Origin of the sequence: Sphingomonas rustica (assembly GCF_039652585.1) — a bacterium.
GTDB classification, from domain to species: Bacteria; Pseudomonadota; Alphaproteobacteria; order Sphingomonadales; family Sphingomonadaceae; genus Sphingomonas; species Sphingomonas rustica.
In genome coordinates, this window is record NZ_JBDIZK010000001.1 from 524,545 (window position 1) to 541,477 (window position 16,933).

11 protein-coding genes are annotated in these 16,933 nt (G+C 68.0%); 7 read left to right on the forward strand and 4 right to left on the reverse strand.

Going from position 1 to position 16,933, the window contains the following annotated elements; genetic code table 11:
* The first annotated feature begins 27 nt into the window (after positions 1–27).
* Positions 28–768 (forward strand): GntR family transcriptional regulator, encoded by a 741-nt coding sequence (locus TPR58_RS02235; RefSeq protein ID WP_346244967.1) that lies wholly within the window; start codon positions 28–30, stop codon positions 766–768.
* Here TPR58_RS02235 and TPR58_RS02240 read toward each other — a convergent pair whose 3' ends face one another.
* From TPR58_RS02240 to TPR58_RS02255, 4 genes are read right to left on the reverse strand one after another with little or no spacing between them, the layout of a single operon-like run.
* On the reverse strand, positions 769–2,256 hold the full coding sequence (locus TPR58_RS02240; protein ID WP_346244968.1) for a tryptophan halogenase family protein: 1,488 nt from the start codon (positions 2,254–2,256) through the stop codon (positions 769–771).
* Entirely contained in the window at positions 2,253–3,701 is a 1,449-nt protein-coding gene (locus tag TPR58_RS02245) for a tryptophan 7-halogenase (RefSeq protein ID WP_346244969.1), read from the reverse strand. The genes TPR58_RS02240 and TPR58_RS02245 overlap by 4 nt, the downstream gene beginning before the upstream one ends.
* Positions 3,698–5,203, reverse strand: coding sequence for a tryptophan halogenase family protein (locus TPR58_RS02250; RefSeq protein WP_346244970.1), 1,506 nt, complete (start codon positions 5,201–5,203; stop codon positions 3,698–3,700). The genes TPR58_RS02245 and TPR58_RS02250 overlap by 4 nt, the downstream gene beginning before the upstream one ends.
* Positions 5,204–5,261: 58 nt before the next feature.
* Positions 5,262–8,483, reverse strand: coding sequence for a TonB-dependent receptor (locus TPR58_RS02255; protein ID WP_346244971.1), 3,222 nt, complete (start codon positions 8,481–8,483; stop codon positions 5,262–5,264).
* A 152-nt stretch (positions 8,484–8,635) separates the two neighbouring features.
* Here TPR58_RS02255 and TPR58_RS02260 point away from each other — a divergent pair, with 152 nt between their 5' ends.
* The 6 genes from TPR58_RS02260 (at position 8,636) to TPR58_RS02285 (ending at position 16,666) form a co-directional block, all read left to right on the forward strand.
* Complete coding sequence (locus tag TPR58_RS02260; RefSeq protein ID WP_346244972.1) at positions 8,636–9,745, forward strand: acyltransferase family protein; 1,110 nt, start codon at positions 8,636–8,638, stop codon at positions 9,743–9,745.
* Positions 9,746–9,833: 88 nt separating this feature from the next.
* A complete protein-coding gene (locus TPR58_RS02265) occupies positions 9,834–10,910 on the forward strand; it encodes an SIS domain-containing protein (protein ID WP_428835683.1) in 1,077 nt (358 codons plus the stop codon).
* On the forward strand, positions 10,907–12,067 hold the full coding sequence (nagA, locus tag TPR58_RS02270) for an N-acetylglucosamine-6-phosphate deacetylase (RefSeq protein ID WP_346244974.1): 1,161 nt from the start codon (positions 10,907–10,909) through the stop codon (positions 12,065–12,067). The genes TPR58_RS02265 and nagA overlap by 4 nt, the downstream gene beginning before the upstream one ends.
* Positions 12,068–12,091: 24 nt before the next feature.
* Positions 12,092–14,593: a phosphoenolpyruvate--protein phosphotransferase gene (gene ptsP, locus TPR58_RS02275; protein WP_346244975.1), complete on the forward strand. Its 2,502-nt coding sequence runs from the start codon at positions 12,092–12,094 to the stop codon at positions 14,591–14,593.
* Positions 14,593–16,272, forward strand: coding sequence for an N-acetylglucosamine-specific PTS transporter subunit IIBC (gene nagE / locus TPR58_RS02280; protein ID WP_346244976.1), 1,680 nt, complete (start codon positions 14,593–14,595; stop codon positions 16,270–16,272). Before ptsP ends, nagE begins: the two co-directional genes overlap by 1 nt.
* Before the next feature lie 136 nt (positions 16,273–16,408).
* A complete protein-coding gene (locus tag TPR58_RS02285; protein ID WP_346245123.1) occupies positions 16,409–16,666 on the forward strand; it encodes a GlsB/YeaQ/YmgE family stress response membrane protein in 258 nt (85 codons plus the stop codon).
* Positions 16,667–16,933 lie beyond the last annotated feature (267 nt).

Genomic DNA, 16,933 nt, shown 5'->3' on the forward strand with positions numbered 1-16,933 from the left:
ATCGGTCGCGAACGGGGACGAAAGCCAGTGTCATTCATCGAGAGCGTCGGGCGCCTGCACAAGGAAGACCCCACGCCGCTCTACCTCCAGCTCCAGAAGGGCCTGCGCAACGCGATCGAGAATCGCGTCGTCCAGGCCGATGCAGCCATCCCGACCGAGCGCGAACTTGCCGAAGAATTCGACATCTCGCGCATCACCGTGCGCAAGGCGGTCGACGGGCTGGTCAGCGAGGGTCTGCTGTCGCGCCGCCGCGGCGCCGGTACCTTCGTGGTCGCCCCGCGCGTGGAAAAGAATTTCTCGCGCCTCACCTCCTTTTCGGAAGACATGGTGTCGCGCGGTCGCCGCCCGCACAGCGCCTGGGTCAGCAAGAGCGAGGGCGCGGTGACGCCGGAGGAAGCGATGTCGCTCGGGCTGTCGCCGGGCACCTCTGTCTATCGCTTCCACCGGATCCGCTTCGCCGACGACCTGCCGATGGCGCTCGAATTCGCGACCGTCCCCGGATATTGCCTGCCTTCGGTCGATGCAGTCGGCGCCTCGCTCTACGAAGCGCTCGAACGCGCCGGTCACCTGCCGGTTCGGGCGCTGCAGCGGCTTCGCGCGGTCAACTTCACCGCAGACCATGCCGAGCCGCTGGGCGTGGCGCCGGGCGATGCCGGGCTGTTCATCGAACGCCGCGGCTTCCTGGTCGATGGACGCACCGCCGAATTCACCCAGAGCTATTATCGCGGCGACGCTTACGACCTGGTCGCGGAACTCAATACCCGCTGATCACGCGCCAAGCCGGGCGAGGAAGTCCTCGTGCGGCGGCAGATCGGCCAGCATCTCGGCGCTGCGCTGACGCAGCAACCCCAGCCGGCGGCGCAGCTCCTCGATCGGCAGCGCGTCGGCGATCGGGTGATGATCCGCCGGCCGCACGCCCTGACCCCACAGGATCGCGAACCAGTTGGTCGGGCCGAACAATTCGGTCGGCTCGTTCAGGATGTTGCCGCTGGTGCGGAACGCCTCGATCCGGGCGGCCAGGCTGTCAGGCAGCGCGGTGCTGCGCACGTCGCGCCAGAAGGGCGTGTCGAGCCCCGACGACACGGCATAATGGGCGAGCACGAAATCGCGCAGCCGTTCATATTCATGGACGGTATCGGCGTTGAACCGCTCGACCACCGCCGGATCGATCGCCTGGCGCGGGAACAGACCCAGCAGCCGGATGATCCCGGTCTGGATCAGATGGATCGAGGTCGATTCCAGCGGCTCGAGGAAGCCGCCGGCAAGGCCCAGCGCGACCACATTGCCGTTCCAGCAGCGGCGGCGATGCCCGGCGGTGAAGCGCAGCTGGTTCGGTTCGGCCAGCGGCGCCCCGTCGAGACGTGACGTCAGCAGTTCGACGGCATGGTCGTCGCCGAGATGGCGGCTGGAATAGACATAGCCGTTGCCGGTGCGGTGCTGGAGCGGAATGCGCCACTGCCACCCCGCCTCGCGCGCGGTCGATCGGGTGAAGGGCGCGATCGGTCCGTCGGCGCGGGCACAGGGAATCGCCACGGCGCGGTCGCAGGGCAGCCAGTGCGACCAGTCGACATAGCCCGACTTGAGCGCCCCTTCGATCAGCAGCCCGCGAAAGCCCGAACAGTCGATGAAGAAGTCGCCCTCGATCCGTCCGCCCGAGCGCAGCGAGACGCCGGTGACATGACCCGACTCCCCGTCCTGCGCGACCTCGACGATCTCGCCCTCGACCCGGACCACGCCGGCGGCTTCGGCGCGGGCGCGCAGGAAGCGAGCATAGAGCCCGGCGTCGAAATGGAAGGCATGATGGATCGGGCCGTGCCGCGATCGGCGATCGAACCGCCCGGCCGCGGCCGCCTGCGCCTCGACGGTATAGGCCCAGGGGTCCTTATCCCCGCCACCTGCGACGTGCCGCAGCCAGTGATGGTGGAACCCGACCCCGGCCATGTCGATGCCGAAAAAACCGAACGGGTGGAAATAAAGCTGGCCCGCGCCGCCCCAGTCGGCGAACTCGATCCCCAGCTTGATCGTGCCGCGGGTCGCGCGAAGAAACGCATCCTCGTCGATCCCGAGCATCCGGTTGAACTCGCGGATCGAGGGTACCGTCGCTTCGCCGACCCCGACGATGCCGATCGCGTCCGATTCGACCAGGGTGATGCGATGCCCCGCCGGGCCTAGCGCATGGCTGAGCGCCGCTGCGCACATCCAGCCCGCAGTGCCGCCGCCGACGATGACGGTGTGCCGGATCGGGCGAGCAGTCACGCCATCGCCCGATGAAGCGCCGCCTCGTGGCTGTCCATCGCCAGGACATCGGCGCGGATCGCCGCGAGCTGATCGCGGAAATCGGCCATCACCTGCTGCTCGTCGACCCGGTCGACCTGCGGGTCCCAGCTTTCCGGCATGACGCCCAGCCCGAGCAGGCAGGTCTCCCACTCGTCCTCGGCAAAGCTGTCCTGATGATAGGCCGCGACCATGCCGCGCGCGGCGAACAGCGCGATCCGCGCTTCCAGGTCGGACGATATCGGGCGCGCGCGTGCCGCGTCCCAGAAGGGCTCGCCCTGCCGCCCGTTGAGCGCGTGCGGCACGGCGGCGAAGTCGCGCATCCGCGCCGACCAGCCGGCAAGCTCGTCATTGTAGATCCCGGCCTCGGGCATCGCGTCGGCGCGGACGGGGAACAGCGAGATCAGGTGGGTCAGCGCAACCTGCAGCCGGTGCAGGTCGAGCGCGGCTAGCGGATCGGGCCGCGCCGCTGCCGCGCCGATCGCGACGACATTGCCGATCCAGGGCTTGCGTCGCTCGCGCGGGGTCAGCGGGACGAAGACGGGATCGCGCACCAGCGGCACGGGCAGCTGCGCCATGGCCGCCTCGTCCGACATCAGCGCCGGATCGTAAGCGACGGCGACCCCGGTCCGATCGCGCAGCGGATGAAGCGCGGTCCATCCGGCGCGGTGCGCGGCGACATGGCTGTACAGCGGCAGCGGGCGCAGCGGCCGGGCGGAGCCGACCAGCATCCGGCCGACGCCGGACAGCGACGCGTCGACCGGATCACCCGTGCCCAAGGCCGAGAGGATCGCCGCATCCTCGCTTGCATCGACCACCAGGTCGGCATCGACCCAGCTGCCGTCGGACAGTCCGATCCGCCGGACCGCACCCCCGGCGACCAGCGCGCGCGGCGCCGTGTCCGGGCGGATCGTGACCCCGATCGCCAGCGCCTGGCGCCGGAGCAGCGCGGCATAGCCTCGCGCGTCGAGGTGCAGGCCCTGGGTCGTTTCGCCGTCACCGGCGATGCGGATGCGCCCGTTGCGCGCGGCGACCGCCTCGCGCGCAAAGTCGCCGAACCCCGCCGGCAGTCCCTCGGCGCGCGCCTTCAGCCAGAACGGCAGGAAGGGCAGACCGGCGATCGGCCGCCCGACGGGACCGAAGCCGTGAAGATAGTCGCGGCCCTCGCCGGCAAAGCCGACATAGTGCCGGCCCATGGTGAAGCATCCCTGGGTTTCACGCAGTACCGCCGCCGGGTCGAGGCCGAGCAGCTGGTGGAAGGCAAGCAGGTTGGGCAACCCTGCAAGCACCGCATCCGCCGGCGCCTCGCCCGGCGTCTCGACCCAGGTCACCTCGACCCCGACCGGTGCGAAGGCGCGGCGCAGCGCGATCGCCGCCATCGCCGGGGCGTGGCCCTGCCCGACCACGACGACGCGGGCGACCTTCACGGCGCCGCTCCGGCCGGGCAGTGGCGCGAAACGGTTGCGGCATGATCGGGCATCGCATCCGCGGTCCGGGCGATCAGCGCGCGCAGCTCGGCCATCCGCTGTGCGAGCACCGGTTCGGGCAGGATGTCAGCCAGCACGTCATGCGCCTGCGGGTCCACGCCTTGGCCGATGAATACCGCCTGCCAGCTGGGCGGGCCGAACAGGCCGTCGCGATATTCGCGGATATGGCCGCGGTGGCGAAACCGGTCGATCCGGTCCTGAAGGCTGTCCGGGATCGCCATCGCCCGGCAATAGCGCCACAGTTCCGAATCCTCGCGCGTGCTCGCCCGGTAATGGAGGATCAGGAAGTCGCGGATGCGGTCATATTCGATGTCCATCACCCGATTATATTCGCGGGCGAGCATAGGAAATTTCCTATGCCGATCGGGGAGGAGGCTGAGCATGAACGCGACCGCCATCTGCACCAGATAGATGCTCGTCGATTCCAGCGGCTCGAGGAACCCGCCGGCCAGGCCCATGGCGATGACATTGTGGTTCCACGCCTTGCGCCGCTTGCACGCCTGGAACCGAAGCCCGCGCGGATCGGCCTGCGGCGAACCGTCGAGGCGCGAAAGGAGCAGCGACGCCGCCTCGTCGTCGGACAGGAAGGCGCTGGCATAGACATAGCCATTGCCGGTGCGGTGCTGGAGCGGGATGCGCCACTGCCAACCGGCCTCGCGCGCGGTCGAGCGGGTATAGGGGGTGAACTCGCCGGCGCGATCGCACGGCACCGCCATCGCCCGGTCGCAGGGCAGCCAGTGCGACCAGTCCTCGATCCCCGTCTCCAGCGTCTGTTCGATCAGCAGCCCGCGAAAGCCCGAACAGTCGACGAACAGGTCGGCCCGGATGGTTTCTCCGGACGCGAGCGTGACGCCGTCAACATCGCCGCTTTCGCGATTGCGCCCGACCGAGACGATCCGCCCCTCGATCCGCTCCAGCCCGCGCGCCTCGGACCAGCGGCGCAGATAGCGGGCGTAGAGCCCGGCATCGAGATGATAGGCATAGGAGAAGGCCGAGGCGGGATCGGACGGGTCCTTCGCCGGAAAGTCGAACCGGTTCTGCCGCGCGGCGACGATCGCCAGGCAATAGTCGGACAGCGGCCCCGCGGTTTCGCGCATGCGCAGCCAGTAGTTGAAGAAATCGGCGACCCCGATCGGCCGGCCGAACGCGCCGAAGGGGTGGATGTAGCGGGCGCCGACATGGCCCCAGTCGACGAACTCGATGCCTAGCTTGAAGGTCGCCTGGGTCGCGGACATGAACTCGGCCTCGTCGATGCCGAGAAAGTCGTTGAATTCCTTCATCTGCGGCAGCGTCGCCTCGCCGACGCCGACCGTCCCGATCTCCTCCGATTCGATCAGCCGGACCTGATAGCGCGACGGGTCGAGCTTCGCCGCGCAGGCGGCGGCGCACATCCAGCCGGCGGTCCCGCCGCCGACGATCGCGATCCGGAAAGGCTCCGTCATCGCCCTACCCTAGCAAGAAGTCGCGCGGGGGCCAGCGCCGCCGGCCCCCGCACCCCGATTACAGCGTGAAACGGATGCCGGCCTGGATGCGCCGGTCGTTCTTGAACCAGGCATTGGGCTTGGTCAGTCCGCTATTGTCGATCTGCTGGCGCAGCACCGTGTCGGTCCCGAGCAGGTTGCTGCCCTGGACGATGAACTCGAACTGGCGGAACAGCTTCAGCCGCAGCGATGCATCGAGATAGCCATTGCCGTCCTGCCAGATCGGCAGCCCGACGCAGCAGTCGATCGCCGTCACCAGATAGTCGGACCGCCAGTTATAGGCGAGCCGGACCGACAGCGGCCCCTTTTCGTACATGCCGACCAGATTGTAGCTGTGCTTCGAGATGCCCTCGAGCGCCTTTGCCCGAACCGCGGTGGTGTCATAGGAGACACCGCCGCCCGACGTTCCGCCGCCGGTCTCGTTGGTCAGGTTGATCGTCTCGATGCCTTCATTGTCGACGAAGGTATAGTTGGCCTGGACGCCGAACCCGCTGAGCCAGCCGGGCAGGAAGTCGAAGAAGGTCTGGAACGCGACCTCCACGCCCTTGATCGACGCGCCGTCGCCGTTCATCGGCCCGGTCACCAGCACGTCGCGGGTGACGCCGTTATTGGTGACGGTCAGGTTATAGGTGCCCGACTGGATGTAGTTGTTGAACTTCTTGTAGAAGGCCGTGGTCGTGAACGAGCTGGCGCGGCCGAAATAATATTCCAGCGTCACGTCGAACTGATCCGCCTCGATCGGCTTGAGCCGCGGATTGCCCGCCTGGCCGCGATAGCGCCAGTTATAGCCGACGATCGTCTTCCCGTCGGGCCCGAAGATGATGTCCGGGTTGGTCCGGTCGGTCAGGCTTGGCGACAGCCGGGTGATGGTGGTGAAGTTGCGCAGCAGGCCGACATCGGGACGCGAGATCGCCTTGGAATAGGCGAAGCGCGTGATCAGCTTGTCGGTCCAGTCGAGCTTCAGGTTGAAGCTGGGCAGGAAATGGACATGGTCTTCGCGCGCAGTGTTCGGCACATAGGCGCCGTTGCCGAACGCGATCTCGGCCGGCGTGGTGACGCAGCCCGCTGACGCGGTCGGCAGACCGGTGCCAGGTTCCGTGCCGCGCTCGCAGATCAGCTGATTGTCTGAGAAGCCGACGGGGAAGGTCAGCGCGCCCTGGGTTTCGTTGACCGTGAAGATCAGCCGACCGCCGATATTGCCCGACACGCGCGCCGGCCCGACCATGGCATCCGGCCCGCCGAACTTCAGCATCGCATAGCCGGCGGTGGTCATCTCGCTCAGCTTCAGGATCTCGCTGGGCAGATAGCAGCCATAGTCGCCGGTCACGCTCTCTCCGGCGCGATAGCCTGCATTCGAACAGACCGGATAATAGTCGCCGACGCCGATGGTGGGCCTGCCGAGCGCCGCCGCCAACTGCTCGCGATTCTCCAGCTTGTCCATGCTGAAGAACGGGAAGCTATGCTGGTTGATCTGGTTGCCGGCGAAGAAGTCCTTCCCGAAGGTGAAATTCTCGTTCGAACCCGATCCGTAGACCGGCTTGTCGATGTTGAAATAGGACGCCTGGCTATAGGTCCAGGTGTTGGCGATGTTCGCCCAGTTATAGGCACCCCAGCGCACCGTCTGATCGCGATCGGCATAGCGGGCGCCGAGCTTCAGCGAGCTCAGCCACGGCGTATCGAATTCATATTCGACGTCGGCACGGAAGGCGAGTTCGTTGCCGTCGCTGTCCTCGGTATGATCGGTGATCGCGTAATAATGATAGTTGTTGGGGTTGGTCACCCCGCCGCTCGACAGGTTGATGTTGTCGGCGACGTTCGGCTCGAAGGTCAGCGTGGGATATTTGCCGCGCATGTCGAGGAAGGTGTTCACATAGGTCCGCGCGGTGACCGACGCGTTGTAGTTGTGGACCTGTGAATCGACATATTGGGCGTCGAAGTTCAGGTGCACCCGGTCGCTGGGCGACCATTTGAAGTTGAAGGTAAAATCCTGGGTGTACTGCTTGTTGCGCAGCGCGTTCGACGCAGTGTCGAGCTGCGCCGCGCGACGGTCGTTGGTGCAGGTTTCCCATGCATAGCAGCGGTTGAAGAAGGCCTGGCCGTTCTCGTTCACTCCCAGGCCGAGATTGGCGTCGCCCTCGCCGACATAGGGTCGCTGCGCCGACCACCAGCCCGAGGTGAAGTTGCCGTCCTGGTCCCAGGTGAAGTCCGGCTTGCCCTGCAGCGGCTGGACCAGCAGCGGATCGCTGAACGTATAGTCGGTCGGGCGACCATAGAGTTCGAGGCTGCCGGCACCCGACGAATAGAGCGAGCGCTCGCGCCAGCTATTGTCATATTGCGACCGGGTATATTGCGCGGTCGCCACCTTCGACCCGTCGGTCGAGCGCCACTGCAGCGCGCCGGCGATACCGATGCGCTTGCGGTCATAGACATTGTCACGCATCCACACGCCGCTGGGCATGTAGCTGGGGCCGTCAAGATAGGTGCCGGCATCGAAGATCGCATAGCGGTCCAGCTGCACGCCCTGGCTGCCCGTCTTCACATGGCTGTAGGCGCCGTTCAGCATGATGCCGAAGGTGCCGGCGCCGGTGTCGAACAGCTTGGTCAGCACCCCCGACACTTCGGGCGTCACTTCGGTGGCGATGTCGCCGTAATTGCCCATCACCCCGATCGACAGCACGTCCTTGCTCGAGTCGAACGGCAGCCGGGTGCGCAGGTTGACCGTGCCGGCGATGCCGCCCTCGATCATGTCGGCGGTCTGGTTCTTGTAGGTGTCGACGCCGGAGAGGAGTTCGGGCGAGATGTCCTGCCAGCTGAGCCCGCGCGAGCTGTTGGCGGAGAAGGTGTCACGGCCGTTGAATTCGGAGCGGACCTGCGGAAGGCCGCGGACGATCACGCCCGAGGGTTCGGCCGAGAAGTGCGACGTGTCGTCGGTGCCGGCGAAGCGGACCACGGTGACGCCCGGAACGCGCTGCAGCGCCTCGGCGACCGACTTGTCGGGGAAGGAGCCGATATCCTCGGCACTGATCGAATCGACCACCGTGTCGGCGTTGCGCTTGCGGTTCTGCGCAGTGTCGAGATTGGCCCGCTGGCCGGTAACGATGATGGTATCCTCGTCCGCCGCGCCATCCTGCGTATCCTGCGCCCAGGCGGGCAGTGCGAGGCCGGTGGCGAGTGCCGCGAACCCCGCGGTGGCCAGAAATTTCTTACCGAAGATCGATGGATTATGACCCTTGCGTATCATCTACCCTGTTCCCCCTGAATCGACAGTCGTTCCCACTACGCCGATAATACCAATTCTTGCGTTGGCACCTTACCAATAGACTACAAATTAATTACAGAGTCCATATGAAATGCGCTAGAGAAGCGCACTGACAGGCAATGGGAGGGCATGACATGTCAGACACCGAGAGACAGAGGCTGGTATCGCTGGACGTGCTGCGCGGCCTGACCGTGGTCGGGATGATCCTGGTCAACTCGATGGCCGGGATGAAATATGGTGCGCAGGCCATGGTCTGGCCGCCGCTGCTTCATGCCCATTGGGACGGGCTGATGCTGGCGGACCTGGTCTTTCCGGGCTTCCTGATGATGGTCGGCGTGGCCATCCCGCTCGCCTTTGCCAAGGTGACGCAGGGCAGCCAGACCCGGCCGATCCTGGGACGGACCGCGCGCCTGTTCATCCTCGGCTTCATCCTGTCGAACCTGCACTGGTTCGCGACATTCGACGGCGCCTGGCGGCTGTTCGGGGTCCTGCAACGGATCGGCCTCGCCTATGGCGCCTGCGCGCTGCTGTTCCTCGCCTGCGGGCCGCGGATCCGGCTTGGCATCATCGCCGCCATCCTGGTCCTCTATTGGCCGCTGAGCCTGCTGCCGGCGCTCGACGGCCTGCCCACCGACATCTGGCAACGCGGACATAACTTCGTCGCCTCGGTCGATCGCGTCCTGCTGGGCGCGGGGAATCACAATTACGTGACCGGGCCGGAGGGCTACGACCCCGAAGGACTGCTCGGCACGCTGCCGGCGATCGCCCACGGGCTGATCGGGGTCGCGATCGGCGAATATCTGCTGAAGCGCCCGCCCCATTCGGCGCGCACCCTCGCGCTCGCCGGCGCGGCGATGCTGATCGTCGGCATCGTCTGGGGCTTCGTGTTCCCGGTGATCAAGGACATCTGGTCGAGCAGCTTCGTGCTGGTCACCTGCGGCATCACCACGCTGACGCTGGCGGGGCTGCACGCCTGGCTCGACCGGGCAGGCGAGCCCGGGCCGGCGACCCGCGCCTTCACCCTGTTCGGCGCGGCGTTCGGGATCAACGCCATCGCCGCCTATGTCACCCACCAGCTGACCGCGCCGATGCCGACCTGGAAGCTGATGCTGGTCCCGTTCGAGGCGCTGCGCGGGTCGATCGGCGACGCGGCGGCTTCGTTCGTCCCGGTGCTGCTCTATATCGGCTTCATCTGGCTGTGCGTCGATTATCTCCGCCGCAGGCGCTGGATCTTCAAGATCTGACGCATACGACGAGAAGCCACACGATAAGACCAATAATACCTTTAAGATACCTATTGTGGAATCGGGTGGCGTTTCCTATGATCGAGGCATGATGGCAGAGACTGCACTCCGGCGCGAAAATGCGGCGATCGATCCGGCCGCGACGCTGATGTATCGCGAGGCGGCGGAGGCCGGTGCCGCCGTCGCCCGCTTCCTGGATGCCAATCGAGACGCGATCGATCGGATCGGTGCCCGGCTGCGCGCGGCGCCCCCGGCGGTCGTGGTGACCTGCGCCCGGGGATCGTCGGCGCATGCCGCCGCCTATGGCAAGTTCGCGATCGAGACGATGACCGGGGTCGTCACCGCCCCGGCCGCCCTGTCGATCGCCTCGATCTATCCGGCGCGCACCGCACCCGCCGCGGCGCGGGGCAACCGGCTGTGCATCGCCATCTCGCAATCCGGACGCAGCCCCGACCTGATCGCCGCGGTCGAGGCGCAGCGTGCCGAGGGCGCCTATGTCGTCGCCCTGGTCAATGTCGCCGACTCGCCGCTGGCGGGAATCGCCGACGAGGTGCTCGCGCTGAACGCGGGCCCGGAAGTGTCGGTCGCCGCGACCAAATCCTATCTCGTGTCGCTGGTCGGGCTGGCGGCGATCGTCGCCGCCTGGACGCAGGACGCCCCGCTTGGCGAGGCGATCGATCGCCTGCCGGCGCTGCTGCCCCGCGCCTTTGCGCTCGACTGGCACGCGGCGCTGCCGACGCTGACCGATGCGACCAGCCTGTTCGTCATCGGCCGCGGCTATGGCTATGGCGCGGCACTGGAGGTCGCGTTGAAGCTGAAGGAAACCTCCGGCCTCCATGCCGAATGCTTCAGCGCAGCCGAGGTGAAGCACGGGCCGATGGCACTCGTCGGCAGGGGCTTTCCGATCCTGGCGCTGGCGGGAAGCGACGCCGCCGGCGACGATGTCCGCGAGACCGCAGCGCTGTTCGAGGCACGCGGCGCCCGGGTCTGTCTTGCGGACACACGCGGCGGCGCCGGCACCCTGCCCGCGCTGGCCGACCATCCGATGATCGAGCCGATCCTGATGGTCGAGAGCTTCTATGCGCTGGCGGCCAGGCTGGCGGTGGCGCGGGGCCATGATCCCGATTCTCCGCCCTATCTGAACAAGGTGACCCGGACGGTATGAAACTGCGCATCGCCAATGGCGGGATCGTCGTCGGTCGCGCGGTGTTTGCCGCGGCGACGATCGAGGTCGTCGACGGGCGGATCGCCGGACTCGATCCCGCCATCTCGGGATCGCCCGATATCGACCTGGACGGCGGCTGGCTGGTACCCGGATTCGTCGACACCCAGGTGAATGGCGGCGGCGGCGTGCTGTTCAACGACGATATCAGCGTCGACGGGATCGCCGCGATCGGGGCCGCCCATGCCCGGTTCGGCACCACCGCATTCCTGCCGACGCTGATCAGCGACACTCCAGAACATGTCGCGGCCGCTCTGGATGCCGCCGACGCGGCGATCGCCGCCGGCGTGCCCGGCGTGGTCGGGGTCCATATCGAGGGCCCGTTCATCAACCCGGCCAAGCGCGGCATCCATGAGGCCGACCGCATCCGCCAGCTGGACCCGGCAATGGTGGAACTGCTCAGCCGCCCGCGCGCCGGGCGCGTCGTCCTGACCATCGCGCCCGAACGGGCCAGCCTGGCGCATGTCCAGACCCTGGTCTCGCACGGCGTGATCGTCTGTGCCGGCCATACCAATGCGACCTATGACGAAGTGCAGTCAGCGGTCGGGGCGGGGTTGAGCGGGTTCACCCATTTGTTCAACGCGATGTCGCCGCTTACCCACCGTGCGCCGGGTGCGGCGGGGGCCGCGCTGGACGCGCCGGGCTGCTGGTGCGGGCTGATCGTCGACAACGCCCATCTCCATCCCGCGACCGTCCGCATCGCGATCCGCGCCAAGGGGCCGGACCGGATCATGCTGGTCACCGACGCGATGCCCAGCGTCGGAACCGATGCGACGAGCTTTATGCTCCAGGGCAAGCGGATCGAGGTGCATCACGGCGTCTGCACCTATGAGGACGGGACGCTCGCCGGATCCGACCTCGACATGGCCACCGCCTTTCGCAACACCGTCCAGATCACCGGGCTGGCGCCGGCCGAAGTGGTGCGCATGTCGAGCGAAGCGCCGGCGGCGTTCCTCGGCCTGTCCGCCACCCATGGCACGCTCGCGCCCGGACGCCGCGCGGACTGGGTCGTGCTGGACCGGGAACTGCGCGCCAGAGGCACCTGGATCGGCGGTCGGCAGATCGCGGAAGGCGCCGTCGGAAATTCGAGGCGCGATTAGGCGCGAACCAAGGGGGAGTGCGGCTTGGCCGATCTGATCATCACCGCACCGGTCAAAGGCTGGGCGGCGCCGCTGGAGGAAGTACCCGACCCCGTCTTTGCGGGGCGGATGATGGGAGACGGGGTGGCGATCCACCCGACCGGATCGACGATCCACGCACCGTGCGACGGGACCATCGTGTCGATCCACGCGGCGGGACATGCCGTCACGATCCGCAACGCGGCGGGGGCCGAGATCCTGGTCCATACCGGGCTGGATACGGTTGCGCTGGGCGGCAAGGGGTTCGAGCCGCTGGTCGCGGCCGGTGCCGTCGTGTCGCGCGGCGATCCGCTGATCCGGTTCGATCTCGACGCGGTCGGCCGCGCGGCGACCAGCCTGGTCACCCCGGTGATCGTCACCAACAGCGACACTTTCCGGATCGAGCGGCGCACGACCGGCCAGATGGTCGGGATCGGCGAAGCGCTGATGACGCTGGTGCCGATCGAGGCACAGGCGCGAAACTGGGCCCAGGACGGCGGCGAGACGCATCGCCGCACGCTGGTCGTGCCGCTGGTCCACGGTATCCATGCCCGCCCGGCCGCGCGGATCGGCGCGTGCGCACGCGCCTATCAGGCCGAGGTCGAGATCGTCGCCGGCGACCGCCGTGCCGATGTCCGCAGCGCCGTGGCGCTGATGGGGCTTGGCCTGTCGCAGGGCGACGCGATCACCATCGAGGCGCGCGGGCACGACGCCCGGGACGCGGCTGAGGCCGTGGCCGCTCTGATCGCGAGCGGCATGGGCGAGAGCGCGGTGCAGGCCGCGACTCCGGCACCCGCCGCTGCGCCACCCGACGCCGGGCCTGCGCCCGAGGGCGCGCTGGCCGGCCTGTGCGCCGCACCGGGCATTGCGATCGGAACCGCAGCGTGGCTGCGCACCGACCTGCCCGAGATCGTGCGCGATGCCGCAGACGCTTCGGCCGAGAGCGCCGCACTGGACGCGGCGCTGGCCCGGGTGCGCGAGCATCTGACCGCCTCCGCGACGCGAGGCAGCACCGCGCAGCGCCAGATCCTGGCCGCGCATCTCGCCTTTCTCGACGATCCCACGCTTGTCCGCGCGGCGCGACAGCATGTCGCCGCGGGTCGAAGCGCCGGCTTCGCATGGCGCGATGCCATCGCGACGCAGACCGCGTCGCTGCGCGGGTCGGGCGATTCGCGTTTCGCCGAGCGCGCCGACGATCTCGACGATCTCGCGCGGCAGGTGCTGCTGGCGCTGGCCGGACGGGATCCCGCGCCGCGCAGCATCGCACCGGGCGCGATCCTGCTTGCGGACGAGCTGTTGCCCTCGCAGCTGATCGGGCTGGAGCCCGGCAGCGTCGCCGGCGTGGCATTGGCGCGGGGCGGGGCGACCTCGCACGTCGCGATCATTGCCGCCTCTCTCGGCCTGCCGATGCTGGTCGCCGTCGGCGCATCGCTGTCGCAGATTGCCGAGGGGAGCCGGCTGGTTCTCGATGCCGATGCGGGGCTGATCCATGTCGACCCCGCCGACGACACCCTGGCCGGCCATCGCCGGCGCAGCGACGAGCTGCAGGCGCGCAGGGCAGCGGCGCTGGCCGCCGCGCAGGACGAATGCCGTTCGGCCGACGGGACGCGGATCGAGCTGTTCGCCAATCTCGGATCGCCCGACGATGCGGTAACGGCCGCTGCGCGCGGTGCCGAGGGATCGGGGCTGGTGCGCACCGAATTCCTGTTCATGGACCGCGCGACCGCGCCCGACGAGGCCGAGCAGCGTGCAAGCTATCAGGCGATCGCCGACGCGCTCCCCGGCCGCCCGATCATCATCCGCCTGCTCGACATCGGCGGCGACAAGCCCGCGCCCTATCTGCCGCTGGCGCAGGAGCAGAACCCGATGCTGGGCCAGCGCGGCATCCGCGCGACGCTGGCGCATCCCGAGCTGCTCGAGACGCAGTTGCGCGCGATCCTGGGCGTACGGCCCGCCGGCCAGTGCCGGATCATGGTGCCGATGATCGCCAGCCTGAGCGAGTTGCGTGCGGTCCGCGCCACCATGGACCGCATCGTCGGGACAAGCGGCGCGCAGGTCCAGCTGGGCGTGATGATCGAGACGCCCGCCGCAGCCGTTACCGCCGACCTGATCGCGGCGGAGGCCGATTTCCTGTCGATCGGCACCAACGACCTGACCCAGTACACGCTGGCGATGGACCGGGAGAATGCCGCGGTGGCGGCAAGCGTCGATGCGATGCACCCGGCGGTGCTGCGGCTGATCGCCCGGACCTGCAGCGGCGGCGCGCGCCACGGCCGCGTCGTCGGCGTCTGCGGCGGGCTGGCGTCCGACCCGCTGGGCATACCGGTCCTGCTGGGCCTGGGCGTCACCGAATTGTCGACCACCCCCGGCTTCGTGCCCGAGGCCAAGGCGCTGGTTCGCCGGCTCGACCTCGACCGCTGCCGCGACCTTGCCCGGATCGTGCTCGAACTGGGATCGGCAACCGAAATCCGCGCGCGCGTCCGCGCCTTCACCCAGGAGCTTGCCTGATGCGCAACGCGATCGAAGCCCTTCAGCCGCTGGGCCGTGCGCTCATGCTGCCGATCGCGGTGCTGCCGGTGGCGGCGCTGCTGCTTCGGCTGGGTCAGCCCGACCTGCTAGACATCGCCTTCATCAGCGCTGCCGGTTCGGCGATCTTCGACCATCTGGGATTGTTGTTCGCCGTGGGGGTCGCGACCGGCTTCGCCCGCGACGGCAACGGTGCCGCGGCGCTGGCCGGCGTGGTCTGCTTCCTGGTCGTGGGACAGGCGTTGCGCCTGTTCATCGACGTGCCGCCCGAGGCGCTGAAGGACGTCACCGGCGACGCCGTGGCGATGGCATCGAATGCATTCCGCGAAGCCGCGGTCGCCAAGCTGGAGGTCCCGATCGGCATCCTGTCCGGGCTGATCGGCGGCCATTTCTACAACCGCTTCTCAACGATCGCCTTCCCCGAATATCTTGCCTTCTTCGGCGGCCGGCGCTTCGTGCCGATCGCCGCGGGCGTCACCGGGCTGGCGATCGCCGCGATCCTGGGCGTCAGCTACGACCATATCAATGCCGGCATGACCGGCGCGAGCCGCGGCATCGTCGATGCGGGGGGCGTCGGGCTGTTCGCGTTCGGCGTGCTCAACCGCCTGCTGCTGGTGACCGGGCTGCACCACATCATCAACAACATCGCCTGGTTCGTGGTGGGCGATTTCCAGGGCACGACCGGCGACCTGCGCCGGTTCTTCGCGGGCGATCCGGGTGCAGGGGCGTTCATGTCGGGCTTCTTCCCGGTGATGATGTTCGGCCTGCCCGCCGCCTGCCTGGCGATGTATCACGAGGCGCGCAGCGACCGGAAAAAGGCGGTCGGGGGCATGTTGTTCAGCCTGGCGCTGACCAGCTTCCTGACCGGCGTGACCGAGCCGATCGAGTTCAGCTTCATGTTCCTGGCGCCGGTGCTCTACGCCATCCACGCGGTGCTGACCGGCATCTCGATGGCGCTGATGAGCGCGCTGAACATCCATCTCGGCTTCGGCTTTTCCGCCGGGCTGTTCGACTATCTGCTGAACTTCGGCAAGGCGACCAACCCGCTGCTGCTGCTGCCCGTCGGCGCGGCCTATGCGCTGGTCTATTATGCGCTGTTCCGCATCGTCATCCGCCGGCTCAACCTGAAGACGCCCGGTCGCGAGGATGTGGCCGCCGCACCCGCCACCACGGATTCCGGCGTTGCCCTCCCCCGCGGCGAGGCGTTCGTTGCGGCGCTGGGCGGCGCCGCCAATCTGGTCAGCGTCGACGCCTGCACCACCCGGCTGCGGCTGATCGTCGCGGACCAGTCGGCGATCGACGAACCGGCGCTGACGGCATTGGGCGCGCGCGGCGTGATCAGGCCCTCGGCCAAGGCGGTTCAGGTCGTGCTTGGCCCGGTGGCCGATGCGGTGGCGATGGAGATCCGCGCCGCGGCGGGTGGCGGTGCTTCGGTAGCCGCACCGCCGTCTCCACCGGCCTCGCAGTCGGTCGAGCTGGAACCTCGGGTGATCGAGGCGCTGGGCGGCAGCGGGAACCTCCGCAGCGTCACGCGGTTGCACGGGCGCCTGCGCATCGAACTGGCCGAGCCCGGCCGCAGCGACCTCGACGCGGCGGGCCAGGGGTTCCGTGCGGCCGTGATGCTGGACGACGGGATCGTGCATCTGCTCGAGCGCGCCTGACGGGCGCCGCGAAGATCGCGCCGGCGGCGGGATCCGACCGGCTACAGATGAGGCGGCTGCCGTCCCAAGTTGTTACACCGGTGGAACTTATTGTCGCGCGACGCGTCTCAAGCCGTTCAGGAGGAGACAGATCATGATCGGCTTTATCGTGTGGCTTATCATCGGCGGCGTCATTGGCTGGCTTGCCAGCATCATCATGCGCACCGATGGCCAGCAGGGCATTTTTCTTAACATCGTCGTGGGCATCATCGGCGCCTTCATCGGCGGGATTATCATCAACGGCGGTTCGATCAACAGCGCCCCGCTGACGATCCAGTCGTTCCTCGTCTCGCTGCTGGGTGCGGTCATCCTGCTGGCGATCGTCAACCTCGTTCGTCGCGGCAGCGTTCGCTGAACCGCTGACCGTTTCGTCGCCAGCCGCCGCCTTGCCGGTGGCTGGCACGAGACCGGAAAACGGCATCGGCGACCTGCGCCTTGTCCTACTATTCTCGTCATCACATCGCCGCGCGCGGGTCCGAACGGATCCGCGCGCCGCGTTGTCGTGGCGCGTCCCCCTCGACGACGACTTCCTTGACGCTCCCTTTTGTCAGACTATACCGCTGAGTGCGCGAAGGGGCATGCATCGCATTTCCTCCACGCCCAGAACAGTTTGACAGGGAGG